The sequence below is a fragment of the Nocardia sp. MH4 genome (assembly GCF_019266065.1).
In the GTDB taxonomy this organism is placed as follows: Bacteria; Actinomycetota; Actinomycetes; order Mycobacteriales; family Mycobacteriaceae; genus Nocardia; species Nocardia canadensis.
The window spans coordinates 14,846-39,227 of record NZ_LPNR01000085.1; the positions used below are offsets into that span (position 1 = coordinate 14,846).

26 protein-coding genes are annotated in these 24,382 nt (G+C 68.7%); 17 read left to right on the forward strand and 9 right to left on the reverse strand.

Translation table 11 applies throughout. The annotated features are described in order from the left end of the window. Positions 1-18 precede the first annotated feature (18 nt). A complete protein-coding gene (locus ATM97_RS09865) occupies positions 19-1,644 on the reverse strand; it encodes a cytosine permease (protein WP_218717658.1) in 1,626 nt (541 codons plus the stop codon). Between the two features lie 191 nt (positions 1,645-1,835). Between ATM97_RS09865 and ATM97_RS09870 the strand changes: the two genes are divergently transcribed. Genes ATM97_RS09870 through ATM97_RS09890 form a run of 5 tightly spaced genes read left to right on the forward strand, consistent with a single transcriptional unit; the run spans position 1,836 to position 6,556 of the window. Further along, positions 1,836-3,053 (forward strand): lipid-transfer protein, encoded by a 1,218-nt coding sequence (locus ATM97_RS09870; RefSeq protein ID WP_218717659.1) that lies wholly within the window; start codon positions 1,836-1,838, stop codon positions 3,051-3,053. Positions 3,054-3,073: 20 nt separating this feature from the next. After that, the gene (locus ATM97_RS09875; RefSeq protein WP_218717660.1) at positions 3,074-3,508 is read left to right on the forward strand and encodes an SRPBCC family protein; all 435 of its coding nucleotides are present in this window, start codon (positions 3,074-3,076) and stop codon (positions 3,506-3,508) included. Between the two features lie 10 nt (positions 3,509-3,518). Then, positions 3,519-4,397: a MaoC/PaaZ C-terminal domain-containing protein gene (locus ATM97_RS09880; protein WP_218717661.1), complete on the forward strand. Its 879-nt coding sequence runs from the start codon at positions 3,519-3,521 to the stop codon at positions 4,395-4,397. Between the two features lie 27 nt (positions 4,398-4,424). Continuing rightward, positions 4,425-5,306, forward strand: coding sequence for an SDR family oxidoreductase (locus ATM97_RS09885; protein WP_218717662.1), 882 nt, complete (start codon positions 4,425-4,427; stop codon positions 5,304-5,306). 17 nt (positions 5,307-5,323) lie between these two features. Next, positions 5,324-6,556, forward strand: a complete 1,233-nt coding sequence (locus tag ATM97_RS09890; RefSeq protein WP_218717663.1) for an acyl-CoA dehydrogenase family protein — start codon at positions 5,324-5,326, stop codon at positions 6,554-6,556. A 53-nt stretch (positions 6,557-6,609) separates the two neighbouring features. On the opposite strand, the gene ATM97_RS09895 is transcribed toward ATM97_RS09890, so the two are convergent. Further along, positions 6,610-7,464 (reverse strand): alpha/beta fold hydrolase, encoded by an 855-nt coding sequence (locus tag ATM97_RS09895; RefSeq protein ID WP_218717664.1) that lies wholly within the window; start codon positions 7,462-7,464, stop codon positions 6,610-6,612. Between the two features lie 70 nt (positions 7,465-7,534). Between ATM97_RS09895 and ATM97_RS09900 the strand changes: the two genes are divergently transcribed. From ATM97_RS09900 to ATM97_RS09915, 4 genes are all read left to right on the forward strand, one after another. After that, complete coding sequence (locus tag ATM97_RS09900) at positions 7,535-8,314, forward strand: exodeoxyribonuclease III (RefSeq protein ID WP_218717665.1); 780 nt, start codon at positions 7,535-7,537, stop codon at positions 8,312-8,314. After that, a complete protein-coding gene (locus tag ATM97_RS09905; RefSeq protein ID WP_218717666.1) occupies positions 8,311-8,805 on the forward strand; it encodes a ribonuclease domain-containing protein in 495 nt (164 codons plus the stop codon). The genes ATM97_RS09900 and ATM97_RS09905 overlap by 4 nt, the downstream gene beginning before the upstream one ends. Continuing rightward, positions 8,805-9,287: a barstar family protein gene (locus tag ATM97_RS09910; protein WP_218717667.1), complete on the forward strand. Its 483-nt coding sequence runs from the start codon at positions 8,805-8,807 to the stop codon at positions 9,285-9,287. The genes ATM97_RS09905 and ATM97_RS09910 overlap by 1 nt, the downstream gene beginning before the upstream one ends. A 95-nt stretch (positions 9,288-9,382) precedes the next feature. Next, positions 9,383-9,748 (forward strand): hypothetical protein, encoded by a 366-nt coding sequence (locus ATM97_RS09915; protein ID WP_218717668.1) that lies wholly within the window; start codon positions 9,383-9,385, stop codon positions 9,746-9,748. 6 nt (positions 9,749-9,754) lie between these two features. Here ATM97_RS09915 and ATM97_RS09920 read toward each other — a convergent pair whose 3' ends face one another. Then, positions 9,755-10,393, reverse strand: coding sequence for a TetR/AcrR family transcriptional regulator (locus ATM97_RS09920; RefSeq protein WP_218717669.1), 639 nt, complete (start codon positions 10,391-10,393; stop codon positions 9,755-9,757). A 103-nt stretch (positions 10,394-10,496) separates the two neighbouring features. On the opposite strand from ATM97_RS09920, the gene ATM97_RS09925 reads away from it, so the two are divergent. From ATM97_RS09925 to yhjD, 3 genes are all read left to right on the forward strand, one after another. Then, on the forward strand, positions 10,497-11,444 hold the full coding sequence (locus ATM97_RS09925; RefSeq protein WP_218717670.1) for an oxygenase MpaB family protein: 948 nt from the start codon (positions 10,497-10,499) through the stop codon (positions 11,442-11,444). Between the two features lie 98 nt (positions 11,445-11,542). Beyond that, positions 11,543-12,574 carry a tryptophan--tRNA ligase gene (trpS, locus tag ATM97_RS09930; RefSeq protein ID WP_218717671.1) on the forward strand — a complete coding sequence of 344 codons (1,032 nt, stop codon included), beginning with the start codon at positions 11,543-11,545 and terminating at the stop codon, positions 12,572-12,574. A gap of 41 nt (positions 12,575-12,615) precedes the next feature. Then, positions 12,616-13,638, forward strand: a complete 1,023-nt coding sequence (yhjD, locus tag ATM97_RS09935) for an inner membrane protein YhjD (RefSeq protein WP_218717672.1) — start codon at positions 12,616-12,618, stop codon at positions 13,636-13,638. 1 nt (position 13,639) lies between these two features. On the opposite strand, the gene ATM97_RS09940 is transcribed toward yhjD, so the two are convergent. After that, positions 13,640-14,950: a D-alanyl-D-alanine carboxypeptidase family protein gene (locus ATM97_RS09940; protein ID WP_218717673.1), complete on the reverse strand. Its 1,311-nt coding sequence runs from the start codon at positions 14,948-14,950 to the stop codon at positions 13,640-13,642. A 118-nt stretch (positions 14,951-15,068) separates the two neighbouring features. Here ATM97_RS09940 and ATM97_RS09945 point away from each other — a divergent pair, with 118 nt between their 5' ends. Together ATM97_RS09945 and ATM97_RS09950 are read left to right on the forward strand one after the other, a co-directional pair. After that, positions 15,069-16,583: an MFS transporter gene (locus ATM97_RS09945; RefSeq protein ID WP_218717674.1), complete on the forward strand. Its 1,515-nt coding sequence runs from the start codon at positions 15,069-15,071 to the stop codon at positions 16,581-16,583. Next, positions 16,573-17,181 (forward strand): TetR family transcriptional regulator, encoded by a 609-nt coding sequence (locus ATM97_RS09950; protein ID WP_255587495.1) that lies wholly within the window; start codon positions 16,573-16,575, stop codon positions 17,179-17,181. The genes ATM97_RS09945 and ATM97_RS09950 overlap by 11 nt, the downstream gene beginning before the upstream one ends. Here ATM97_RS09950 and ATM97_RS09955 read toward each other — a convergent pair whose 3' ends face one another. Then, positions 17,182-17,865 carry a SnoaL-like polyketide cyclase gene (locus ATM97_RS09955; RefSeq protein WP_308248434.1) on the reverse strand — a complete coding sequence of 228 codons (684 nt, stop codon included), beginning with the start codon at positions 17,863-17,865 and terminating at the stop codon, positions 17,182-17,184. It abuts the gene before it with no gap. A 153-nt stretch (positions 17,866-18,018) separates the two neighbouring features. Further along, a complete protein-coding gene (locus ATM97_RS09960) occupies positions 18,019-18,915 on the reverse strand; it encodes a phenylalanine 4-monooxygenase (RefSeq protein WP_218717676.1) in 897 nt (298 codons plus the stop codon). A gap of 257 nt (positions 18,916-19,172) precedes the next feature. On the opposite strand from ATM97_RS09960, the gene ATM97_RS09965 reads away from it, so the two are divergent. Both ATM97_RS09965 and ATM97_RS09970 read left to right on the forward strand, forming a co-directional pair. After that, the gene (locus tag ATM97_RS09965; protein ID WP_218717677.1) at positions 19,173-19,400 is read left to right on the forward strand and encodes a type II toxin-antitoxin system VapB family antitoxin; all 228 of its coding nucleotides are present in this window, start codon (positions 19,173-19,175) and stop codon (positions 19,398-19,400) included. Positions 19,401-19,465: 65 nt separating this feature from the next. Then, on the forward strand, positions 19,466-20,134 hold the full coding sequence (locus ATM97_RS09970) for a RadC family protein (RefSeq protein ID WP_218717678.1): 669 nt from the start codon (positions 19,466-19,468) through the stop codon (positions 20,132-20,134). A gap of 4 nt (positions 20,135-20,138) precedes the next feature. Here ATM97_RS09970 and ATM97_RS09975 read toward each other — a convergent pair whose 3' ends face one another. Continuing rightward, complete coding sequence (locus ATM97_RS09975; RefSeq protein ID WP_218717679.1) at positions 20,139-21,308, reverse strand: hypothetical protein; 1,170 nt, start codon at positions 21,306-21,308, stop codon at positions 20,139-20,141. 121 nt (positions 21,309-21,429) lie between these two features. Here ATM97_RS09975 and ATM97_RS09980 point away from each other — a divergent pair, with 121 nt between their 5' ends. Then, positions 21,430-22,236 carry an alpha/beta fold hydrolase gene (locus tag ATM97_RS09980; protein WP_218717680.1) on the forward strand — a complete coding sequence of 269 codons (807 nt, stop codon included), beginning with the start codon at positions 21,430-21,432 and terminating at the stop codon, positions 22,234-22,236. On the opposite strand, the gene ATM97_RS09985 is transcribed toward ATM97_RS09980, so the two are convergent. Together ATM97_RS09985 and ATM97_RS09990 are read right to left on the reverse strand one after the other, a co-directional pair. Next, on the reverse strand, positions 22,237-22,956 hold the full coding sequence (locus ATM97_RS09985; protein ID WP_218717681.1) for a TetR/AcrR family transcriptional regulator: 720 nt from the start codon (positions 22,954-22,956) through the stop codon (positions 22,237-22,239). A gap of 28 nt (positions 22,957-22,984) precedes the next feature. Beyond that, a complete protein-coding gene (locus tag ATM97_RS09990; protein WP_218717682.1) occupies positions 22,985-24,214 on the reverse strand; it encodes a cytochrome P450 in 1,230 nt (409 codons plus the stop codon). Positions 24,215-24,382: the final 168 nt, after the last annotated feature.

Sequence of the window (24,382 nt, forward strand, 5' to 3'; positions counted from 1 at the left end):
ACGGCCGTCGTGGGTGGGTCAGTGCTGGCGGGGCAGCAGGTGCTTGCCCTCACGGTCGGTGGACAGCGCCAGCGAGCTGATGTACTGGATCTCGCCCTCGGGGCCGGGGACCGCCGAGGCGATCATGTCCGGTCGCTCGAACTCCATGCCGGTGACGTGGCAGGACAGCAGGTCGCCCGACGGGTTGCCGTGCTCGTCGAACATCGGCAACTCGATGCCGTCGTCGGCGCGGCGCAGGTAGTACTTGCCCTTGGTGGCGATCGCGGTGAGCGGGGTCGCGACGAAGGCCACCAGCACCGCGACCAGCGGCGAGTACGGCTTCAGCAGCTCACCGAAGAGCCCGAAGAAGGTCATGATCGACAGCACCGCCGACAGGCCGAAGCCGACCAGGCCGACCGGGTTGAAGTCGTAGAGCATGCCGCGCCGGAACTCCGGCACCTTCGGCGAGATCTTCAGCAGGTACTTGTTCACCGCGATGTCGGTGGCCACGGTGACGATCCAGGCGATGCCGCAGTTGGCGTAGAAGCCCAGGATGTTGTTGAGGAAGTCGAACATGTTCGCTTCCATCAGCACCAGCGCCACCCCGAGGTTGACCACCAGGAACACCAGGCGACCGGGATAGGTCTTGGTGACGCGGGTGTAGGAGTTGGTCCAGGCCAGCGAGCCGGAGTAGGCGTTGGTGACGTTGATCTTGATCTGGCTGATGACCACCAGCACCACGGCCAGCGTCATGGCCAGCCAGCCCGGCACCATATCGCGGTAGATCTCCAGGAACTGGTGCACCGGCTGGTTCGCGATGCCCTGCGCGGCGGGCAGATTGGCGATCAGGTAGACCGCGAGGAACAGGCCGACGACCTGCTTGGCCGCGCCGAAGAGCACCCAGCCCGGACCGGCCAGCAGCATCCAGCCCCACCACTTGGCGCGGTTGTCCGGCGTGCGCGGCGGCATGAACCGCAGGTAGTCGATCTGCTCGGCGATCTGGGCGATCAGCGACAGACACACGCCGGCGGCCAGCAGCGCGCCCGACACACTCACGCCGCCGCCGTTCTCGCCGCCGTAGGCGAAGAACGAGCCCACCGAATCGGGGTGGCGCACCAGCAGGAAGCCGAACGGCGCGACCATCAGCAGCAGCCACAGGGGAGTGGTCCACACCTGCAACTTGGCCAGGGTGTTCATGCCGTAGATGACCAGCGGGAAGATGATCACCGTCGAAGCCAGATAGCCCATCCAGAGCGGAATTCCGAGGCCCAATTCCAGGCCCTGGGCCATGATCGAACCTTCCAGCGCGAAGAAGATGAACGTGAACGACGCGAACACGATATTGGTGATCACCGAGCCGTAGTAGCCGAATCCGCTACCGCGCGTGATCAAATCCAGATCGATGTTGTAGCGCGCCGCGTAATAGGCGAGCGGAAATCCGGTCAGCATCACCACGACGGCGAAGATACCGATGCCGATCAGCGCGTTTCCGGTGCCGTGCGCGATGCCGATATTCGCGCCGATCGCGAAATCGGCGAGATAGGCGATGCCGCCGAGCGCGGAGATGCCGACCACCGCCGGGCTCCATTTCCGGTAGCTCCGCGGGGCGAAACGCAGCGTGTAGTCCTCGAGTGTTTCTTTGGCAGCGGTGTCTGCTCCGGCCATTTCCCTCTCTCCCTCATCCACGCGGCCGTCGAATTCGGCGGCTCACCGACGGTGCTCGATGGATGTAGACGCCAATTTTCCGAACCGTTACGCCGCTGTTACGCGGCCCGATGGTGACTGGGGTCACGAAAAGCGTTGTGAAGATACATGCAGGGTTGTATGTTTGTGCGGAGCCTGAGGATGGGAGTTCGATGACGAACAAGGTCTATGTGGTCGGCGTAGGGATGACGAAGTTCGAGAAGCCGGGCCGCAAGCAGGTCGAGGAGGCCGACGGGACCACCCGGGCCTGGGACTATCCGGACATGGCGCGGGAGTCGGGCACCAAGGCCCTGGCCGACGCCGGCATCGACTACCGCGAGGTCGAGCAGGCCTATGTGGGCTACGTCTACGGCGAGTCCACCTCCGGGCAGCGCGCCGTCTATGAGCTCGGGATGACCGGCATACCGGTGGTCAATGTCAACAACAACTGCTCGACCGGCTCCACCGCGCTGTACCTGGCGGCGCAGGCGATCCGGGGCGGGCTGGCCGAGTGCACGCTGGCGCTGGGCTTCGAGAAGATGCAGCCCGGTTCGCTCGGTTCCACCTGGGACGATCGCGAACAGCCGATGGCCAAGCACGTGCTGGCCCTGGCGGAGATCTCCGAGGTGCTGTTCCCGGTGGCGCCGTGGATGTTCGGCGCGGCCGGTCGTGAGCACATGAAGCGCTACGGCACCACCGCCGAGCACTTCGCCAAGATCGGTCACAAGAACCACAAGCACTCGGTGAACAACCCGTATTCGCAGTTCCAGGACGAGTATTCGCTCGACGACATCCTGGGCTCGCGAATGATCTACGACCCGCTCACCAAGCTGCAGTGCTCGCCGACCTCGGACGGTTCCGGCGCGGCGATCCTGGCGAGCGAGGCGTTCGTGGACCGGCACGATCTCGCGGAGCAGGCGATCGAGATCGTCGGGCAGGCGATGACCACCGACTTCGCCTCCACCTTCGACGGCACCGCCAAGAACCTCATCGGCTACGACATGAATGTCGCTGCCGCGCGCAAGGTCTACGAGCAGGCGGGCCTGGGCGCCGACGACTTCCAGGTGATCGAGCTGCACGACTGCTTCTCCGCCAACGAGCTGCTGCTCTACGAGGCGCTCGGCCTCTGCGGCGAGGGCGAGGCCGGGAAGCTGATCGACGCGGGCCAGACCACCTACGGCGGCAAGTGGGTGGTGAACCCGTCGGGCGGCCTGATCTCCAAGGGGCATCCGCTCGGCGCGACGGGCCTGGCCCAGTGCTCCGAGCTCACCTGGCAGCTGCGCGGCACCGCCGACAAGCGCCAGGTCGACAACGTCACCGCCGCGCTCCAGCACAACATCGGCCTCGGCGGCGCCGCCGTGGTCACCGCCTACCAGCGCGCGGTGCGCTGACCAGCACGAGGAGAACCGCAATGGGACACATCGAAGCCACCAAGACCGTCACGGCCACTCCGGAGGCGCTGTGGGCGGTCGTCTCCGCCCCGAAGACCTGGGACAAGTGGTTCACCATCCACGAGAAGTTCATGGAGGAACCGCCCGCCGTGCTGGCCGAGGGCGCCGCACTGGTCGCCAAGATCGTGATGCTCGGCATGGCCAACAAGATCGAATGGACTGTCCGGGCGGTCGAGGTGCCGAACCGGCTGACCCTGGCCGGTGCCGGAATGGCCGGTGTCCGCACCGAATTCACCTTCGACATCCAGCCCGCGGGCTCCGGCAGCACCATCCTGGTCTCGGGTGACTTCGAGGGCGCCCTGATCAAGGGCGCGCTGGGCAAGGCGGTGGAGAAGGACGGCCGCACCCAGCTCGACAAATCCCTCGACCAGCTCGACGCGCTGGCCTCGGCGTAGGGGCGCGGGGATGACAGCACATGCAGCGGGCGGCCGCATCGTCGAATTCGACGACGCCGGCCTGGAAAAATGGAGCGACGCCGAGGAATTCGCCGTCACCGCGGAGCGGATCGCCGACTACGCCGCCGCGACCAACGACCCGATCCGGACCCATCGCGACGGCAGCGTCGCGCCCCCGGTCTTCGCCATCGTCCCGGTGTTCGAGGCCATGATGATGCCGATCCTCGACGTGGCGCCGATGGACATCTTCGGCCGGGTCGTGCACGGCGAGCAGGACTTCCACTTCCACCGGCCGATCCGCCCTGGTGAGCAGCTGGTCTCGCGGGCCAAGGCGGTCGGCTACACCAGCAAGTCGACCGGCACGACCGCCACCATCCTGGTCGAATGCCGGGACACGGCAGGCGAACTGGTCAACGAGCAGTACCTCACCGCCTTCTTCCGCGGTATCGACGCGGGCAAGTCGGTCGGGGAGCAGGCGCCTGCGCATCGCTTCGACGAAAGTCGACGCGCGAGCGCGCCGTTCGCGGTTGTCGAGCACCACGTCGACGACGACCAGACCTTCCGCTACTCGCCCGCCTCGGGCGATCCGATGCCGCTGCATCTGGACGAGCAGGTCGCCAAGGACGCCGGACTGCCCGGGATCATCGCGCACGGGCTGTGCACCATGGCGATGGCGTCGTGGGGCGTGCTCACCGCGACGGCGGGCTCGGACGTGCATCGGCTGCGGCGCTTCGCGGTGCGTTTCGCCAAGCTCGTCTTCCCCGGCGACGATCTGCAGACCCGGATCTGGCCTGTCACCAGCGCGGACGGCGTCACCACCTATGCCTTCGAGACGGTGCGCGGCGCGGACGTCGTCCTCAGCGACGGCCTCGCCGAGATCGCCGACTGAACCCTTCATCACACACAGGAGTCATCCATGAGTTCCCTGGCAGGCAAGGTCGCCGTGATCACCGGCGCGGGTCGCGGCATCGGCCGTGAGCACGCGCTGTTGTTCGCGCGCGAAGGCGCGAAGGTCGTGGTCAACGATCTCGGCGGCAGCAATGCCGGTGAGGGCGCCGATTCCGGCCCGGCGCAGCAGGTGGTCGACGAGATCGTCGCGGCGGGCGGCATCGCCGTCGCCAATACCGACGACATCGCGACCTGGGACGGCGCGCAGAACCTGATCGCCCAGGCGGTCGGTGAGCTCGGCGGGCTCGACATCGTCGTCAACAACGCGGGCATCCTGCGTGACGTCTTCGTCGCCGCCATGGACGAGGCGCAGTGGGACGCGGTGATCGCCGTGCACCTCAAGGGCCATGCCGCCGTGCTGCACCACGCCGCCGCCTACTGGAAGGCGCAGAGCAAGGCGGGCAACCAGCCCAACGCCGCGGTCGTGAACACCGCGTCGGCCTCGGGAGTCACCCTGCCGAACGCGGGCCAGGCCAACTACGGCGCCGCCAAGGCGGGCATCGCGGCGCTCACCCAGGTCGCCGCCGAGGAACTGGGCCGCTACGGGGTGCGGGTCAACGCGATCGCGCCGATCGCGCGCACCCGGCTCACCCTGGCCACCCCCGGCATGGGCGCGATGTTCGCCGCCGAGGCCGCCGCGGCCGAGGAGTCCGGCGGGTTCGACGCGTTCAGCCCGGCCAATATCTCGCCGCTGGTCGCCTACCTGGCCTCGGACAAGTGCCCGATCACCGGCAAGGTGTTCGCCGTGCAGGGAGGTGCCATCTCCGAGCTGGCCGGCTGGCACGATGTGAAGACCATCGAGACCGAAGGGCCGTGGGCGATCGACGACATCGCCGTGCGGCTGCCCTGAGCGGCGGGAGAACGACGATGTTCGAATGGTCCGAAACCGATCTGATGATCCGCGATGCCGTGCGGACCTTCATCGACAAGGAAGTCCGTCCGCATCTGGACGCCCTCGACAGCGGTGAGATGCTGCCGTACCCGATCCTGCGGAAACTGTTCAGCCAGTTCGGGATCGACGCGATGGGCGAGGACGCCGTCACCAAGATGCTGGCCAAGGAGGCGGCCGGTCCCGGCGAGAAGTCCGGCGGCGGCGGTGGGTCGCCGTTCGCCGGGCAGCAGTCGATGATGGCGGTGCTGATCAGCGAACTGTCCGGCGTCTGTATGGGTTTGGTGTCGGCGCTGGGTGTCAGCATCGGGCTGGGCGCCACCACCATCATGTCGCGGGGCACTCTCGCGCAGAAGCAACGCTGGCTCGCCGACATCGTCACCCTGCGCAAGGTGGCGTCGTGGGCGATCACCGAACCCGACTCCGGCTCGGATGCCTTCGGCGGCATGAAGACTCGCGTCGAGCGCGACGGCGACGACTACATCCTCAACGGCCAGAAGACCTTCATCACCAATGGCCCGTGCGCCGACGTGATGATCGTCTACGCCAAGCTCGACGAGGGCGACGGCGCCGACAAGCGCCACCGCAAGGTGCTGACCTTCGTGCTGGACAAGGGCATGCCGGGGCTCACCCAGGGCAAGCCGTTCAAGAAGATGGGCCTGCACTCCTCACCGACCGGTGAACTGTTCTTCGACAATGTCCGGCTCGGCCGCGACCGGCTGCTCGGCGAGACCGAGGAGCATCGCGGTGGCGACGGACGCGAGAGCGCCAGAGCCAGTTTCACCGCCGAGCGGGTCGGCGTCGGCTTCATGGCGCTGGGCATCATCGAGGAGTGTCACCGGCTGTGCGTCGACTACGCGCGCACCCGCACGCTGTGGGGGCAGGAGATCGGGAAGTTCCAGCTGATCCAGCTCAAGCTGGCCAAGATGGAGGTGGCCCGGATCAATGTCCAGAACATGGTGTTCAACGTGCTCGAGCGGGGCAAGGCGGGCAAGCCGCCGAGCCTGGCCGAAGCGTCGGCGATGAAGCTCTACTGCTCGGAGGCGGCCACCGAGGTCGCGATGGAGGCGGTGCAGCTGTTCGGCGGCAACGGCTATATGAGCGAGTACCGGGTGGAGCAGCTCGCGCGTGACGCGAAGTCGCTGATGATCTACGCGGGCAGCAACGAGATCCAGGTGACCCACATCGCCAAGGGTCTGCTCGGCAAGTAGCGATCGGCGAACCCGGCCGCGAGAGCGCCTCGCGCGGCCGGGTTCTCGCGTGCTCAGACCGCGCGCAGGTGACCGCGGCTGGCGTAGATGTGCTCGGCGATGAGGGTGGCGATCCGGTCCGGCGCCTCCAGCATCGGCACGTGACCCACGCCGTTGACCAGGATGCGATCCGCGGATTCGGGGAGTTCGCGCAGGTAGCGGGTGGCGTAGACATGGTTGGGGATGATCCGGTCGTACTCGGCGAGCAGCATGCGGACCGGGGCGGACAGCTCGCTCAGGTCGTCCATCGCGGGCGCGCGCAGGCTGCCGAGCAGCATCGGCACGATCGCGTCGCAGTGCAGGACGGCCGCGATGATCGTGGCGAGGTCGCGCTTGGCCACCGCGCTGGTGTGCTTGCTCAGCATCAGCGCGGCGACCTGCTGGACCAGCGGGTTGTTGATCACCAGGCCACTGATCCGCTTGCCGACCTCGACGAACGGGACCAGCGAGGCGAACTTGGCGCCGATTCGCACCTGAGTGAACGAGGGCGAATCCCAGCCGCCCGCCGGCGCGATCGCGGTGAGCGTGAGCGCCCGCCCGCGCCGCGTCAACTCCAGCCCGACCCAGGCGCCCAGCGAGTTGCCCGCGATGTGACAGCTCTGCCAGCCCAGCTCGTCGAGCTGATCCTCGATCTGATCGGCCAGCGCGTACACATCCAGGGACCAGCCCTCGACCTTCGGCCCACCCCAGTGCCCGGCGAACGCGGGTGCGTACACCTCGCAGTGGGCCGACATCCGCCGCGCCACCTGCTCCCAGCAGTGCGGCGACAACATGAACCCGTGCAACAGCAGGACCGGATCACCGGACCCGAGGTGCAGCGCCGCGACAGGCGACGGCCGGGCAGTGGACTTGGCGGTGCGTGACGTCATCGTCAATCACCCCTTCCTGGACGACAGTGTCCGGGGGAGCATTCCTGACCTGTCATTGTACGGTCGTCCGGTGGCTCTCATCCTTTCAACCGTGAACGTCAACGGCGTGCGCGCCGCGGCGACCAAGGGCATGTTGCCCTGGCTCGACGCGACCGAAGCCGACATCGTGTGCTTGCAGGAGACCAGGGCGACCGATGCCCAGGTCGCCGCCGCGCTGGCGCCCGCGCTCGAGGCGGGCTGGGTGCTCTCGCACGCCGAACCGGAGTCGAAGGGGCGCGCCGGAGTCGGCATCCTGTCGCGCCGGACCCCCGACGCGGTGCGGATCGGCTTCGGCAGCAGCGAGTTCGCCGAGTCCGGGCGCTACATCGAGGCGGACTTCGACGAGGTCACCGTGGCCAGCGTGTACGTGCACTCGGGGGAGGAGAACACCCCCAAGCAGGACGAGAAGTACCGGTTCATGGCCGAGTTCGGCGCCTACCTGAAGACGCGGACCGGCGAGTTCGTGGTCAGCGGTGACTGGAACATCGCGCCCGCCGAGGTCGACCTGAAGAACTGGAAGGGCAACCAGAAGTCGGCGGGGTTCCTGCCGGAGGAACGCGCCTGGATCGCCGAACTGCTGGCGGCCGGCTACGTCGACGTGGTGCGGGCCCTGCACCCCGACGTCGCGGGCCCCTACAGCTGGTGGTCCTACCGTGGCCGCGCCTTCGACAACGACTCGGGCTGGCGCATCGATTACCAGCTGGCCCTGGGTGAACTGCCCGGACGCGCCAAGCAGGCCGTCGTCGAACGCGCCGATGCCTACGACCAGCGCTGGTCCGACCACGCTCCCGTGACGGTGCAGTACCGATGAATCTCTCGCGCAAGACGCTCGGTCTGCTCGGCGGACTCGTGCTGATCGTGCTCGCGGTGGGCTTCACGCTGCTCACCGGGCGCGGCGGCGAGGACACCACCGCGGCGACCACCACCCGCGCGGTCGCCGGGGTCACCACCACCAAGGCCGCGCCGAAGCCGGGCCCGCCCGCCGGGAATTCCAGCGCGGCCCCGGTCACCAAGGCGGCGGGCGTGCCCGATCGCGCCTACGCCACGCTCGTGGAGATCGATGCCGGACGCTGGCCGGATTCGGCGAACGCGCCCGGCACCAAGGGCGGCGAGCAGTGGATGAACCGGGGAACCAAACTGCCGCCGAAGGATTCGGCGGGCAAAGCCGTGACCTACCAGGAGTGGGACGTCAATCCCAAACAGCGCAACCGGTCTCGCGATGCCGAGCGCATCGTCACCGGCAGCGACGGCACCGCCTGGTACACCGGCGACCACTACGAGACCTTCACGAGGATGCGCTGATGACGACGCGAATGACGCTGTCGCGGTTCCTTGCTCGTCCCAGCGCGGAGGCGCCCGCCGTGGCCGCCGCGCCGCCGGTGCTCGGCGCTCTGCCGGTGGACGCCAACCAGTTCAGCGGCGTCCGCTACGACGCGCCGGCCGACTACCGCGTCCGCGAACTGCGCGGACCCAAGATGCGCACCACCGCCGAACTCTTCGACGAGTTCGCCGCGGCCTTCCAGTTCCCGTACTACTTCGGCGCGAACAAGGACGCCTTCGACGAATGCCTGCGCGACCTGGACGATTTCGTCGGTGACGCGCCCGGCTACGTCGTGGTGGTGCGGACCGCCGCCGAACTGCTCGCCGACGACCCCACCGAGCGCACCTGGTTCGACGCGGCCATGCGCGACTGCGCCGCCTACTGGTCGCGCCGCGACGTCGTCTTCCGCGTCGTCCTGCAGGGCGAGCCGGAAATCTTCGGCGCGGTGGCGCTGACCGACTGATCCATTGCCACCGGAATTGGCGGCTGCCACCACCTTGTCGGTCCGCTTAACGTTCTCGCCGAGCGGCTGCCGAGGCCGTCGATGAGGAGAACACGATGAAGCGAGTTCTGGTGAGTGCGAGCATTCTCGCCGCGTTCCTGACCGCCGCGGCGGGTCCGGCCACGGCCGACGCGCAGCCGAGCCACCGGGGCTCGGGCGCCGAGATCGCCGGCGCGGTCGGGTCGACCGAGGACTTCCCGTTCGCCCAGCTGCTGAACGCGGGCTCGTCTCAGCCGTGCGACGGCATCGAGCTGGACGGGTGCCTGCCACTGCCGCAGCAGGCGTCCCAGCCCATCGCCGACAGTGGGTCGTCGGTGCTGTCGCCCGAGCTGGTGGTGACGATCAATCAGGCCATCCTATGGCTGGCCAACGGTTCGTCGGAACCCTGCACCGCACCCGCCGGTCTCTGCCCGCGGCGGTGACGTAGGTCAGCGGTGGCGTTCGGCCAGGTCGTCGCCGAGGAGGACGAACACCTCGGTGACCTGGTCGATCAGTTCCTCCCGGGTCAGGTCCAGGTCGCCGGCCAGCCAGGTCGTGAGGGTCTGGGTCAGGCCGCCGATGAGGTAGATCGCGCGGAAGTCGACGAGCTTCTGCGGTACCTCTACCCCGTAGAAACCCGTGCCCTCGGCGGCGACCAGGCGGGAGAACGCCCGCACCGTGCGGGCCGTGCGGGCCCGCAGCTCCGGCGTCGCCATGCCCGCGATCAGCGCGGCCTTCGCCTTGCGCGGATCGTCGATGAGCACCGAGATGCCCGCGTCGATCGCGGCGCGCGACTGGGACCTGCTGTCGGGGTCCGCCGTGGCCAGCGCCGTCACGATCGATGCGGTCAGCTCCTCGGCGATGCGGTCGAGCAGGGCCTCGAGCACGCCGTCGCGATGCTCGAAATTCTCGTAGTAGTAGCGCTCGTTGAGGCCCGCGCGGGCGCAGAGCCCGGCGACGGTGAGCTTGGCCTGCCCGTCCTCGGCGACGATGTCGAGCGCCGCGTCGAGGAGGGCGGTTCGGCGTTGGGCCTGTCGTTGTTCGGCCGAGACGCCACCGTAGGTGCGTTGTGCTGCCACAGCTCCCATTCTGCGTCCTGCCGTCGCGGGAAGGTTTTCTGGTAGAGACTCTTGCCAGATTATTAAATCTGGTGGATTCTATTGCCAGATGCACTCGACGAGAAGGCGCAGCATGGCCGCACGGCAAGGCGAACCCGGATATTTCGCCGACGATTCGATGATTCGACGGGTGATGAGCAAGCGGGCGGTGGGGCTGACCTACGGCGTCCGGGCGCTGGTGATCGGCGCGGTGCACCCGCTGCTGTTCGTCGGCACCAGCGAGCACACCGCGCACCGCGCGACGCCCTACACCCGGCTGGCCATCACCGGTGCGCTGTTCGAGGCGGTCTTCCTCGGCAGCAAGGCCGAGGCCGACCGTGCCCTGGCCTTCACCCGGCGCAAGCACGAGAAGGTGGTCGGCGCCCTGCCCGAGGACGCGGGCGCGCACTATCCGGCGGGCACCGCCTACGCCGCGCACGATCCGCACCTGATGTTCATGACCATGGCCTTCACCTTCGACTCCGCCGAGGCGATGTACGACCGGCTGGTCCGCGAACTCACCGCCACCGAACGCGAGGACCTCTATCAGGACTACGTTCGCTGGGGCGAGCTGTTCGGCATGCCGCGCGAGGCCGCGCCCGCCGACTACCCGGCCTTCCGCCGGTACTTCGACGACTACCTGAACTCGGCCGAGCTGTTCCTCACCGAGGAGGCCGATCTGGTCGGCTCGTATCTGGCGGGCCATCGCAAGGCCTATCGCTTGCGCCCGCCCGCCGAGCAGGTCGGCTCGGCGCTGTATCTGCTGGTGCAGGGCAGCCTGCCCGCCCGGATCCGGGACATGTACGGCATCGAGTGGGGGATCGCCGATCAGCTGGCCTACGGCGCGCTGTGCCGTAGCCTGCGGACCGCGCACGTCGCTCCGCCGCTGGCGCCCCGGGTGCTGGCCGGCGCGCTCGCCGGGCCGAGCACGCCCTCCTACCAGCTGCTGGCCCGCCGCGAACAGCGGATGGTCAAGGCGGGCAAGCCGAGTATGCCCGGCGTCGATCCGCGCAACTGGGTGCAGCGAAATGCCGCGGTGTGACCGGCGGGCCCGGAGGCGGTAGCGCAGTGTAACCACGCAGGGCCCTCGGGGCGCACCGCCCGACAAAACGGTTTGAGCGTCATGGAAAGATCGGGGGCATGTCCAGTCCTGCCCCGGCCGCGACGGCCGAACGCAAGCAGCGGGTGCTGTCGGGCATCCAGCCCACCAGCGACTCCTTCCACCTCGGCAACTACCTGGGTGCGCTGCAGTACTGGGTGACCATGCAGGACGACTACGACGCGCTGTACTTCATTCCGGACATGCACGCGATCACCGTCAGCCAGGACCCCAAGGCGCTGCGGGCCCGCACCAAGGCCGCCGCCGCCCAGCTGCTCGCGCTCGGCATCGACCCGAAGAAGTCCACCCTGTTCGTGCAGAGCCAGGTGCCCGAACACGCCGAGCTGGCCTGGGTCCTGAGCTGCATCACCGGTTTCGGTGAGGCCAGCCGGATGACCCAGTTCAAGGACAAGTCGGTCAAGCAGGGCGCGGAGAACGCGACGGTCGGCCTGTTCACCTACCCGGTGCTGATGGCCGCCGACATCCTGCTCTACCGCCCGCACCAGGTACCGGTCGGCGAGGACCAGCGCCAGCACCTGGAGCTGACCCGAAACCTGGCCCAGCGCTTCAACACCCGCTTCAAGAAGACCTTCGTCGTGCCGGAGCCGCACATCGTCAAGGGCACGGCCAAGATCTTCGACCTGCAGGATCCGACCGCGAAGATGAGCAAGTCGGCCGCCACCGACGCGGGCCTGATCAACCTGCTCGACGATCCGAAGGTCACCGCGAAGAAGGTCAAGTCGGCGGTCACCGACACCGAGCGCGAGATCCGCTACGACCCGGAGCACAAGGCGGGCGTGAGCAATCTGCTGGTGATCCTGAGCGCGCTCACCGAAACCCCGATCGTCACCCTGGAGGAGAATTTCGCGGGTAAGGGTTACGGTGATCTCAAGGCCGACGTGGCCGACGCGCTGGTCGAATTCGTCACTCCCGTCCAGCAGAAGGTGCAGGAATACCTCTCGGATCCGGCCGAATTGGACCGGATCCTGGCCTCGGGTGCCGAGCGGGCACGCGAGATCGCAGGCAACACACTGGCGCAGGTGTACGACCGGGTGGGCTTCCTGGCTCGCTGACCCGGTGTGCGCCTGCGGTTTCGGCCGAAAGGGCGCGTGCCATGCAGCTCGTCGACAACATCTCGGCTGCGGTCGAGAAGCAGATCGGGCGCAGGCCCTGGCTGGATCATCTGGTCAGGGCCGGCGGTCGATTCCAGCGGCAGCGCGGTGACTACTTCGCCGCGGGCATCACGTACTTCACTGTGCTGTCGCTGTTTCCGCTGCTGATGGTGGCGTTCTCGGTGGCCGGTTTCATCCTGGCCGGGCAGCCGGAGCTGCTCGCCCGGCTCCAGGAGAGCGTCGTGGAGAACATCCCGGGCTCCTTCGGCACCCAGATCAACGACCTGATCGATCAGGCGATCCGCTCGCGCGGCACGGTCGGTCTGCTCGGTCTGCTCGTCGGTCTGTACACCGGGCTCGGCTGGATCGCGAATCTGCGGGCCGCGCTCACCGAGCAGTGGGAGGTGCAGAGCCCCGAAAGTCCGTGGTGGCGTAGCAAACTGTCCGACCTCGGCGCGCTGATCGGCCTCGGCCTGGCGTTCGTGGTCTCGCTCGGGCTCTCGGCGCTCGCGTCGAGCGGGCTCGGCGCGCAGCTGCTCGCGCTCATCGGCGCCGATCATCTGCCCGGCGCGCCGGTGGTACTCGCGGTGGTGTCGATCGCGCTCGGTCTGCTCGCCTCGTGGGCGGTCTTCGCCTGGATGATCGCCCGCCTGCCGCGCGAGCCGGTCTCGCTGCGCAGCGCGGCGCGCGCGGCGGCGCTGGCGGCGATCGCGTTCGAGATCTTCAAACAGATCGCCGCCATCTACCTGCAGATGGTGCTGCGCAGTCCGGCGGGCGCGACGTTCGGCTCCATCATCGGTCTGATGGTGTTCAGCTACACCACCTACCGCATCCTGCTGTTCGCGACCGCCTGGGCGGCGACCTCGTCGGACAACGAACGCGATGCCGAGGTGGCGCCGCCGAACGCGGTGGTCATCCGGCCGCGCGTGGTCGATCGCGGCATGTCGACCGGGGCGGGCGCCGCCTACTTCGGCGCGGGCGCGGTCGCCGCGCTGGCGCTGCTGGTGTTCGGCAGGCGCCGCTGACTCAGCGCCTGCGCCGGTAGCTGCGCCGCGCCCACAGCAGCAGCGCCAGCACCACGATCGGCCCGCCGATCAGGGTCGCCACCCGCGCGGCGTGGTGTGGCTGCTGTTCGGGTTGGGCCTGCGTCCCGTCGGCGCGCGGCGGGGGCGTGGCCAGCGGCACGCTGGGATGCACTGCCGCGCTGCCGGACTCGGGCAGCTTGCCGATCCGGGCATCGGCGTCGAGCGCGAAACCGTAGTCGAGCAGCCGGGCCGCCTGTTCCCACGGCCGGATCGGGCGCACGTCGGCCTTGAGCAGGGTGACGACCAGCCGGTGCCCGTCACGCTCAGCGGCGGCGACGAAGGTCTGCCTGGCGTCGTCGGTGAAGCCGGTCTTGCCGCCGATCGCGCCCGCGTAGTTGTAGAGCAGCTGGTTGTCGTTGGCGATCGGGAAGCCGGGGTGGTCCTTGTCGTCGGGGATCTTCGGGTCGGCCGGGTAGCCGGGGAAGTCGGCCTGCTCGGTGTGGATGAGCTCGGCGAACAGCGGGATGCTCATCGCCTCGCGGAACAGCACCGACAGGTCGTAGGCCGAGGTGCTCATGCCGGGGCCGTCCAGGCCGGACGGGGTCGCGGCGCGAGTGTCCAACGCGCGCAACGATTTCGCCACGTCGTTCATCTTCGCCACGGTGGCTTTGTCACCGCCGAGCTGGGTGGCGATCGCGTGCGCGGCGTCGTTGCCCGAACACATGATCAGCGCCTGCATGAGCTGGCGGTTGGTGTAGCGGCCGCCGGGCCCGATGCCGACCCTGGTGCCATCGACGTCGGCGTCGGCCTGGGTGCCGATCACGACCTTGTCCAGGTCGAGAGTGCGCAGCGCGACGATCGCCAGCGCCACTTTGATCGTGCTGGCGGGGCGGTAGCGCCCGTGCGGGTCCTTGCCCGCGAGCACGCGCCCGGTGTCGAGGTCGGAGACCATCCACGCGGTGGCCGAGATGTCGGCGGGCAGGGGTGGGGCGCCCTTGGGCAGCACGACGCCGCATTCGCTCATCCGGTCGCCGCCGATCGGGGCATCGGGCACCGGTAGCGCGCTCGGCGTCGGCTCGCCCGGCTCGGGCACCTCGGAGGCGTCGATCGGGGCGGGCGGTCGCGTCTGCTGCGGGCAGTCGTCGGTGTTCGGCGTGGTGAACGGGGGTGTGGTCGTCGTGCTCGGTCCGCTGCTCGGTGGCGCGTCGGAACCGGGGACGGCGGTGGCGGCGGGGGCGCAGACCAGGGTGGCGGCGATCGCGGCGGCGCCGAGGGAGCTGGCGGCGCGGACGCCGAGTTCGCGGATCTTCATCGCCACAGAGAGTAGCGAGCCCGCCGGGCGCCGGCGCAGCGGCCGGTGGCAAGTCTTGACATGATCTACTAAATGAGAGTTACTAGCAAATGACTGTAACTTTCATTTTGGAGGAGATATGCGGACGGAATCCCCCCGCCGCTGGCTCGCCCTCGGCGCCCTCGCCCTGGCGATGCTCACGATCGGCCTCGACGTCACCGTGCTGACGGTGGCCCTGCCGACGCTCGCGGTCGACCTCGACGCGAATACCTCGGCGCTGCAATGGTTCAGCAGCGCCTACACCCTCGCGCTGGCCGCGCTGATGCTGCCCGCGGGCGCGCTGGGCGACCGCTACGGGCGCAAGAAGGTGCTGCTCGGCGCGCTCATCGCGTTCGGACTGGCCTCGCTGGCCTGCGCGTTCGCCGGCTCGGCCGGGCAGCTGATCGCCGCCAGGGTCGCGCTCGGCGTCGCCGCCGCGGCCATGATGCCGCTGTCGATGGCGGTGCTGCCGGTGCTGTTCACCGAGCCGGCGCAGCGTCAGCGTGCGCTGACGATCTGGGTCACCTCGACCGCCGTCGGCCTGCCGCTGGGGCCGATCCTCGGCGGCTGGCTGCTGCGGCACTTCTGGTGGGGCTCGGTGTTCCTGATCAATGTGCCGCTGGTGGTGCTCGGCGCGCTGGCGGTCGCGACCCTGGTGCCGGAATCACACGGCGACACCGGCTTTCGCATCGATCTGCTCGGCGCCGCGCTCTCGGCCGCGGGCATGCTCGGGCTGACCTACGGCTTCATCCGGATCGGTGACCGGGACTGGGCCGATGCCCTCGGCTGGCTCGCGGTGGCCGGTGGCGTCGTCGCGCTCGGCGCCTTCCTGTGGTGGCAGCGGCGGTGCGCGCACCCGCTCATCGATGTCGGTCTGTTCGCCGCTCCCGGATTCCGCTGGGGCACGGCATTTTCCCTCCTGGTCAGCTTCGCCATGTTCGGCATGTTCTTCACCGTCCCGCAGTACTTCCAGGCGGTGCTCGGGGTCGACGCGCTCGGCAGCGGCCTGCGACTGCTGCCGATGATCGGTGGCCTGGTGCTCGGCAGCAGGTTGGTCGACCTGCTGCTACCGCGCCTCGGGGTGCGCGTGGTGCTCACCGCCGGCTTCCTGGTCCTGGCGGGCGGGATCGGGCTCGGCGCGCTGACCAGGGTGGACAGCGGCTACGGGCCGACCGCCCTGTGGACGACGGTGCTCGGCGCGGGCATGGGTCTGGTCATGCCGGCGGCGATGGGCCTGGCGATGGGGGAGCTCACCGCCGCCCGCGCCGGTTCGGGTTCGGCACTGCTGCAAGCACTCCGGCAGGCAGGCGGCACCATCGGCGTCGCCGTGCTCGGCACGGTGCTGGCCACCACGTACCGGACCGAACTCGGCGCGCTGAACCGGGAGCCGATCTCCGACGGGGTCAACGCGGGCGTGGCTGTCGCACACCGGACGGGCGATCCGGCGACGCTCGCCCAGGTGCAACAGGCCTTCGTCGCCGGCATGAACACCATGCTCGGGGTATGCGCCGCGCTGTGCGTGGTGGCGGCCGCCGCGGCGGCGCTGGTACTGCGCGAGCGGGCGGCGGCACCGGCTGTCGCGCCGGATACGGCAGAATCGATGCATGTCGGTTGAGATGTCGCTGCGCGAGCGGAAGAAGGAGCGGACCCGCCGCACCATCCGGGTCGAGGCGTTCCGGCTGTTCCGGGAGCAGGGCTACACCGAGACCACGGTGGAACAGATCGCGGCGGCCGCCGAGATCTCGCCCAGCACCTTCTTCCGCTACTTCCCGACCAAGGAACAGCTCGTCATCGCCGACGACCAGGACGCGCTGATGATCGAGGCGCTGGCGGCGCAACCGCGCGGCCTGCATCCGCTGACCGCCTTCCGCAACGCCACCTCGGCGGTGTTCTCGGGCATGTCGCCCGCGGACATGGCCTTCGAGCAGGAACGGCACGCACTGCTGTACCACGTGCCGGAGCTGCGTCCGGCGATCGGCCTGGAATTCCAGCGCAGCATCGAATTGGCGGCGCAACTGCTGGCCGAATACACCGGCAGACCCGCCGACGATTTCGAGGTGCGGGTGGCCGCCGGCGCGATGATCGGCACCATGCTGGCCATCGTGACCACCACGCCGGTCAACGCCGACAATGTCGGGCACGCCCTGCGCTTCCTGCAGGCGGGGCTGCCGTTCGGTCCGGATGACGCACCGAACGGCAGCGACCGGAGCTGACTACTCGCCCTTGCCGTGCTGCACGGGGCAGCCGTGGGCCAGCGGGCCGAGCAGCTTGTTGTTGTCGTAGAAGTGCTCCAGCTCGAGGATGCGCAGGTCTTCGCTGACCCGGGCGATGGTGACGCCGAACATCTCGATCTGCTCACCGGTGGGCTGGTGGCCCTTGTACTCGCCCTCGTACTTGCCCCAGTGCCGCCAGCGGAAGCTCACGGTCGGCGGGCCGGACAGCACCTCGATGACCTCCCAAAAGAAGCCGCCGGGAAACGCGGTGTGGAAGACGTGGTGCGAGGACTCGAAAGTCTCGTTCGCCGCCTCGTAGTACGGGTTGTCGCCGATCAGGATGTTGTAGCTGCCGATCCGGGCGAATTCCTCGGCATCCTGCCATTCGCCGCCGTTGACCCGGCCGCGGTACTGCTCGGCGACCACCGACAGCCAGGTGGCCGGATCGCCCTTGTGCGAGACCTCCATCTCGAAGACCTTCACCAGGTCCTCGACGATCGCCTCGAGCGAGCCGGGGGCGTGCTCGGTGGTGCGCTCGCGCGGGATCACCTCGTGGCTGAGTTCGTAGTCCGGGACGTTGCCACGCCATTCCGTCGGTGCCGCCGCGGCGATCACCGCTTCGCGGCCCTGCAGCCACAGCGGGGCCTCCGGCTCGGGATTCTGCTCGGCTTGCGTATCTGTCACATCCACAGTCATTTTCGGTCTACCCGACCCTTTCGGAAAAGCTCGTAGAACCGGTCGAAGGTAACAGCGACCGCTCCGCCGCGCCTGCCGCGTCTCAGCAGATGAGAATTGCGAAATGTTGAACTGTGTTCTGTGACAACGTTTTCGGAATCGCTATGAGACGGCGTGCGGATGGTGTCCGAGTCTGGCGGGTGTCTCGTCGTCCATGGTCGCGAAGAATTCGCCGAGCACGCCGACGATCTGAGCCACCGAGTCCGCGCAGAACAACACCGGCTGGTAGTGGGTGATGTCGTAGTCGATGGTGCCCATCGCCGCGACGTCGAGCGGGCGTAGCCGGGCGTGCCGGAATTCGTCGATCTCGCCGAAGGAGGACAGCAACCCGGCGCCGTAACAGCGGATCTCGTCGCCCTCGCGGACGACGCCGAACTCCATCGAGAACCAGAACACATCGGCCAGGAATTTCAGCGCCGTCTCGGTCTCCAAGCGCGCCACCGCGGCGCCGACCGTCTCGTAGAGCGCGGCGAATTTCGGGCTCGCGATCTGGTTCGCGTGGCCGATGATCTCGTGGATCGCGTCGGGCTCCGGGGTGTAGAGCGGGGCCGAGTGGTGACGGATGTACTGGGTGGAGTGGAAGGTGCGCTCGGCGAAGGAACCGAAGAACTCGCGCAGCGGGACCAGTCCGGCGGCAGGCACGTAGCTGAAGCCGGTCAGCGGCGCGAGCAGCCGCGACACCTCGTCCAGCTGCGGGATGTGATCGCGCGGCAGGTCGAGCGCCGCCGCTGCCTCGCGCACCTCGCCGCACGCGTAGATCTCGTGCTTGCGGGCCAGCTCGGCCGAGGCGATCCGCCACACCCGCTGCTCGTCGTCGGTGTAGTCGATCCGTGGAACGGGGGAGCCCGGCTGGTAGTCCAGCGCCATCGCGGCGATGGCGTTGCGGCGAGCGCGGTAGTCGCTGTCGTCGACGCCGGGATGATCCGCGCTCAGGTGCACAGTGACATCGCCGTCGCGCTCGCGCGTGACCGGGGAGTACAGCTGCGCCTCGGTGAACATGCCTCCAGGCAAGCACCGCGCGCTCCCGTCGACAACAACGACGCGCACAACTGCGCAAACTGCACAGTTCTCGTGGCGAAAGGCCGCTGTTTCCGGCGATCATCAGGGTTTTCTGCGCGCTTGCCTGCACGCGATCGCGAGGTTCCCGATCGGTTGCTGTGCGGGCTTGCGAACGCGGGTATTCGGTAACGACGCGGTGAATCGGCCGACGCGTCCGGCGCGAATAACGCAAGATTGCGATCGACGAAGGAGGACGATTGCGATCCCTGCGGATAGATCTCGATCAGCACCTGCTGGCCGCGGCGGCCGACATCATGGGCACCGCCGACAGCAACGCGACCGTCAACGAGGCGTTGCGGCGCATCGTCGTGCACGAGCGTCAACTACGCAATCTCGAACGGCTGATGGCCGATTCGATCTTCAGCACCCCACGGGAGGACGAGCGCGACGCGATGCTCGCCGCGGACGCGGTCGCCGAAGGATAGCTCGGGGCGAATGTGTCGGTACCCGCTGGGATCATCGGTCTCGTCGCCGATCCGCAGGGGGAACGATGTCGGTACCGATCGCGAATCTGCCCGTCGCCCAACGCCCGCGTGAGCGCTTGCTGCTGCTCGGCCCGCACGCGCTCAGCGATGTCGAGCTGCTCGCGCTGCTGCTCGGGCAGGGCACGCGCGGGCAGTCCGCGCTCGAGCTCGCGGCGCACCTGCTGGGCGAGTACGGCGGATTGGCCGAGCTGGCCGCCGCCCGGCCGGAGGAACTGGCGCGCAGGGCGGGCATCGGACCCGCCAAAGCGGCGACGGTGATCGCCGCGTTCCATCTCGGCACCCGGTCGCGCACCAGCGAACCGGTGCCGCGGCTGCGCACCCCCGCCGACATCGCCCGCGTCGCGGTGCCGCTGTTCGCCGGCGCCAGGGTCGAACGCCTGCTCGTCCTGATCTGTGACACCCAGCATCGCCTGCGCCACCGCGCCTTCGTCGCCGAGGGCGCCATCGACCACGTCGCCGTCCCCGTCCGGGAGATCCTCAACACCGTCCTGCGCCATGACGGCCGCGCCTTCGCCGTCGTCCACAACCACCCCTCCGGCGACCCCACCCCCAGCACCGACGACCGCCGCGCGGGCACCCTCCTGTCCCGCGCCGCCGACATCGTCGGCCTGCGCTACCTCGACCACCTCGTCATCGCCGGCGACTCCTGGACCACCGCCCCGCCCCTGGACTGACTCCCTACTGCTCGATGTCGGCGGCGCGGAGGCGGGACAGGGCAGTGGGGTCGGGCCAGTGGCGGGCTTCGAAGCGGATGGGGTCGAGGGTGGGCAGGGGAGTGAGGCCGAGGATCTCGACGACGGTGGGGAAGGGGACGGTGCAGACGAGTTCGACCTCGTCGTTGTCGTCGCGGCGCAGGAAGCGCACGACGTCGGTCTCCGGGAGCAGGTATTCCACGCCCTCGCCCCAGACCACCGAGGTGAAGGCGCCGTCGGTGGACTCCTCGTAGTTGACCGCGGCCGCGTAGGCGGGGGCGATGTCGAGGTCGGGCAGTTCCAGATATTCCTCGAACATGGTGTTCAGATGGTCTGTCTGGATGCTGTATTCGGTCGCGGCCAGGCCCGCGCGCGCCCGCAGCGCCAGCGGCATCGACGGGTGCGGGCCCGCCTCGTCGAAGGGGACGACCGTGCCGTGCTCGTCGACCGTGTAGCCCTGCGGCGACACCGGGCGGGCCGCGTCGCGGTACTGCTGCTCGATCATCTCGAACACCTCGACCAGCAGCTCCGGATCGTCGGGAACGACCAGCAGGGAATCGTTCTCGGCGATGAACGCCACCGGGCGGGCCGCCCCGCCCGCGTACCCGGCCAGCCAGCCCGGCACCAGCAGCCAGGAGGCGCAGTAGGAATCGCCGTCATCGACGAAGCGCAGGATCTGTAGTTCGGCCGGGGAGCCGGGCTTGCTCAGCGCCAGCAGATTGTCGCGCGCCGCGGCGAAGACCTGCTCGGCGTCGACACCCCAGGACGCGACCTGCTCGACGGACACGAACGCCCGTGTCCGCGGCAGATCGACGACGATCACCTCGTCGATGAACGGGAACGCCGCGCGGTGCAGCGGGCGCGGGCCGTCCTGGCCCAGCGTCACCGGGCGCAGCACCGAACGCAGCATCGGGCGCACCGAATCCCAGTCTCCCGGTACGTCGTCGGAACCGGTCATCGCCGCGACGAAGGCGGTGACCCGTTCCTCGCTCTCGGCGGGGCCGAGATGGCGGCACTCACGAAAAATGTTGTCCAGGAAGATCACCCGGCCGTCACTGTGCTGCACGCTGAAATCCTCGGCCGAGTACTCGGCATCACCGATCCCGTGCGCCCGCACACTCGCCAGCACGGTTTCCACGAACTGCTCGCGTTCCATCGCCGCTTCCCTCCCCATCCGGTCGGCTCTGGACTCGATCTTGGCCCACCGCACCGACAGAGTCGAGCCGTCGGCCGGGGATAGACTGCGTGAGCAGGCTCGATGGATCGAGGTGGCCGTCATGCCCAGCCCGCCCGGCGGTGTCCGCGTGGTGCGCGTGGGCGAGGTCGGCCTGGAGGTGATCGTCGGCGGCCGCGGCGCGCCCCTCGTCCTGATCCAGACCGGGCTGCTCGCCGAAGAATGCGCGCCGCTGGCGGCCGCACTCGGCGGCGAGTTCACCACGGTGCGCTACCACCGCCGGGGCTACGCGGGCAGCGATCCTGTCACCGGTCCCGGCTCGATCGGCCGCGACGCGCGCGACTGCGCGGCCCTGCTCACCGCGCTCGGCATCGACGCCGCGCACGTGCTCGGGCTCTCCTACAGCGGTGCCGTCGCCTTGCAGCTGGCGGCCGACGTGCCGGAGCGGGTCCGCTCACTGACCCTGATCGAGCCACCACCGGTCCACAATGCCGAATTCCGTTCCGTCACTACCGAACTCCATCGCGCGTACCGGGACGAAGGCGGCGCGGTAGCCTTGGACCGTCTGATGCGCATCATCAGCGGGCCGGGCTGGCGCGAGCTGCTGGACCAGCAGCTGCCCGGCGCCGAGAAGCAGGCGGCGGCCGACGCGGGCACCTTCTTCGCCACCGATCTGCCCGCGCTGTTGAGCTGGTCGTTCACCGCCGCGGACGCGGCCCGGGTCCGGGCGCCGGTGCTCTACCTCGGCGCGACGGCGAGCGGTCCGTGGTTCGCCGAGGTCGCCGAGCTGATCACCACCTGGTTCCCGCGAGCCGAAACAGTGCTGCTCGCCGGGGCCGACCACGGCCTCGCTCTCACCCACACGGCCGATCTCGCCGCGGCGATCACCGCGTTCGCGGCCGAGCGCTGATCATCGGTCGGCGAAACCGGTGGTGCGGGCCAGGTCGGCCAGCATGGCGTCGAACATGATCTCCGGATCGGCCAGCGGAATCGGGTAGTTGCCGAACACCTCGAGGGTGACGTGGCCGAAGAGCCGAGCCCAGATCTGCACCATCAGATAGGTGACGCCCAGGTCCAGCTTCTCGGCCGGGAACTTCTGGCCGGACTCCGAGAGCATGGCCAGCAGATCGGTCTGGAAGGCGACGAGGTCCTCGCGCAGCGCGGCCGGGATGGTCTCGCCGGGCGGGGTGGCGATCTCGAAGCTCACCAGCAGCCTGCCCGCCGCGGCGAGGAAGATCCGGCCGAAGGGCTCGTCGAAACGGCGCATCATCGACCGGCCCGCGGTGGGCGAGGCGAACACCAGGGTGAACTCCCGGGGATTGGCCAGCGCCCACCGCCGGAAACCGCGGCAGATGGCCAGGAACTGCGCCGCGCCGTCGTCGGGCAGCACCGCGATCTCGGCCGACAGGAACGCGGCCAGGTCGGTGCAGAACTCCACCCGCAACCGCTCGATCAGCTCGTCGCGCGAGGCGTAGTGCCGATAGAGCGCGGGCGCGGTGACGCCGAGCTCGCGGGCGATCGCACGCAGGGTGACCGCGTCCGGGCCCTGGGCGGCCAGCAGCGCCCGGGCGACCCGCCGGATATCGGCATCGGTCACCACGGGCGCGCGGCCACGCGCCTTTCCCGTCACCCGGCCACCCCCTCGATCATGGTTCGGTTCAAGCGTATTCGACCTCCCAGCGCTTGATGCCGTTGAGCCAGCCGCTGCGCAGCCGCACCGGGTCGGCGACCTGGCGCAGGTTCGGCATCGCGTCGGCAATGGCATTGAACATCAGGTCGATCTCCAGGCGGGCCAGATTCGCCCCGACACAGTAGTGGGTGCCGGTGCCGCCGAAGCCGACGTGCGGATTGGGGTTGCGCAGCACGTCGAACTCGAACGGGTTGGCGAAGGCTTCCTCGTCGAAGTTGGCCGAGCTGTAGAACAACCCGATCCGCTGGCCCTTCTCGATCTGCTGTCCGCCCAGTTCCAGGTCGCGGGTGGCGGTGCGCTGGAACGCGGTCACCGGGGTCGCCCAGCGCACGATCTCGTCCGGCGCGGTGCGCGGGCGCTGCTCCTTGTAGAGCTCCCACTGGGCGGGGTTGTCGACGAAGGCCTTCATGCCGTGGGTGATCGAGTTGCGGGTGGTCTCGTTGCCCGCGACGGCGAGCAGGATGACGAAGAAGGCGAACTCGTCGGAGCCGAGGTGCTCACCGTCGACATCGGCGTTCACCAGCTGGGTGACGATGTCGGCGGCGGGACAACCGCGGCGTTGCTCGGCCATGTTCCAGGCGTAGCCCATCACCTCGGCGGTGGCGGTGTGGTGGTTGCCCTCGAACTCCGGATCGTCGTAGGAGATCATCTGGTTGGTCCAGTCGAAGATCTTGCGGCGGTCCTCCTGCGGCACGCCGAGCAATTCGGCGATCGCTTGCAGCGGCAGCTCGACGGCCACCTGTTCGACGAAGTCGCCGCGTCCCGCGCGCTTGGCGTCGAACACGATCCGTTCGGCCCGCTCGGTGAGCGCGGCGCGCAGGTTCTCCACCGCGCGCGGGGTGAACCCCTTGGACACGATGCGCCGGATCTTGGTGTGCTGCGGCGGATCCAGGTTCAGCATGAGCATGTTGCCGAGCATGTCGATCTGCTCGCGGGTGGTCTCCTCGTTGAACCGGATGATGGCGGTGTTCTCGTGCGAGGAGAAGTCGTCGGGGTTCTTCGAGATCTCCTTGATGTCGGCCAGCTTGGACACCACCCAGTAGCCGCCGTCGTCGAACCCGCTGGCGCGGTCCGGCTGGGCGCACCACCAGACCGGCGCGGTCCGCCGCAACTCGGCGAACTCTTCGATCGGCAGTCGGCTGGCGAGCAGGTCGGGATCGGTGAAATCGAACCCCGCGGGGATGTTGGTGCTGGTCACGGCTATCTCCTCCGGTCCGGTGCGCGGACGTCACAACGTGATGTGGAACACGTTCTCGACGATGTAACCACGTCCGACCCGTTTATGAACAGCGTTTAGTAATACCTGTTTACAAAATGTGTCGAGGAGATTCGCGCGGTTCGCCGACCGCGACCGCCGCCCACTCGG

Excerpts from the sequence above, each read along its gene's own strand:
- ATM97_RS09875 (WP_218717660.1), top strand. The coding sequence starts at position 3,074 with ATGGGACACATCGAAGCCACCAAGACCGTCACGGCCACTCCGGAGGCG.
- ATM97_RS09920 (WP_218717669.1), bottom strand. The coding sequence starts at position 10,393 with ATGGGAGCTGTGGCAGCACAACGCACCTACGGTGGCGTCTCGGCCGAA.
- ATM97_RS09945 (WP_218717674.1), top strand. The coding sequence starts at position 15,069 with ATGCGGACGGAATCCCCCCGCCGCTGGCTCGCCCTCGGCGCCCTCGCC.
- ATM97_RS09980 (WP_218717680.1), top strand. The coding sequence starts at position 21,430 with ATGCCCAGCCCGCCCGGCGGTGTCCGCGTGGTGCGCGTGGGCGAGGTC.
- ATM97_RS09940 (WP_218717673.1), bottom strand. The coding sequence starts at position 14,950 with ATGAAGATCCGCGAACTCGGCGTCCGCGCCGCCAGCTCCCTCGGCGCC.
- ATM97_RS09960 (WP_218717676.1), bottom strand. The coding sequence starts at position 18,915 with ATGTTCACCGAGGCGCAGCTGTACTCCCCGGTCACGCGCGAGCGCGAC.
- ATM97_RS09885 (WP_218717662.1), top strand. The coding sequence starts at position 4,425 with ATGAGTTCCCTGGCAGGCAAGGTCGCCGTGATCACCGGCGCGGGTCGC.
- ATM97_RS09950 (WP_255587495.1), top strand. The coding sequence starts at position 16,573 with ATGTCGGTTGAGATGTCGCTGCGCGAGCGGAAGAAGGAGCGGACCCGC.
- ATM97_RS09915 (WP_218717668.1), top strand. The coding sequence starts at position 9,383 with ATGAAGCGAGTTCTGGTGAGTGCGAGCATTCTCGCCGCGTTCCTGACC.
- ATM97_RS09975 (WP_218717679.1), bottom strand. The coding sequence starts at position 21,308 with ATGGAACGCGAGCAGTTCGTGGAAACCGTGCTGGCGAGTGTGCGGGCG.
- ATM97_RS09905 (WP_218717666.1), top strand. The coding sequence starts at position 8,311 with ATGAATCTCTCGCGCAAGACGCTCGGTCTGCTCGGCGGACTCGTGCTG.
- ATM97_RS09895 (WP_218717664.1), bottom strand. The coding sequence starts at position 7,464 with ATGACGTCACGCACCGCCAAGTCCACTGCCCGGCCGTCGCCTGTCGCG.
- ATM97_RS09890 (WP_218717663.1), top strand. The coding sequence starts at position 5,324 with ATGTTCGAATGGTCCGAAACCGATCTGATGATCCGCGATGCCGTGCGG.
- ATM97_RS09910 (WP_218717667.1), top strand. The coding sequence starts at position 8,805 with ATGACGACGCGAATGACGCTGTCGCGGTTCCTTGCTCGTCCCAGCGCG.
- ATM97_RS09970 (WP_218717678.1), top strand. The coding sequence starts at position 19,466 with ATGTCGGTACCGATCGCGAATCTGCCCGTCGCCCAACGCCCGCGTGAG.
- ATM97_RS09870 (WP_218717659.1), top strand. The coding sequence starts at position 1,836 with ATGACGAACAAGGTCTATGTGGTCGGCGTAGGGATGACGAAGTTCGAG.
- yhjD (WP_218717672.1), top strand. The coding sequence starts at position 12,616 with ATGCAGCTCGTCGACAACATCTCGGCTGCGGTCGAGAAGCAGATCGGG.
- trpS (WP_218717671.1), top strand. The coding sequence starts at position 11,543 with ATGTCCAGTCCTGCCCCGGCCGCGACGGCCGAACGCAAGCAGCGGGTG.
- ATM97_RS09880 (WP_218717661.1), top strand. The coding sequence starts at position 3,519 with ATGACAGCACATGCAGCGGGCGGCCGCATCGTCGAATTCGACGACGCC.
- ATM97_RS09925 (WP_218717670.1), top strand. The coding sequence starts at position 10,497 with ATGGCCGCACGGCAAGGCGAACCCGGATATTTCGCCGACGATTCGATG.
- ATM97_RS09865 (WP_218717658.1), bottom strand. The coding sequence starts at position 1,644 with ATGGCCGGAGCAGACACCGCTGCCAAAGAAACACTCGAGGACTACACG.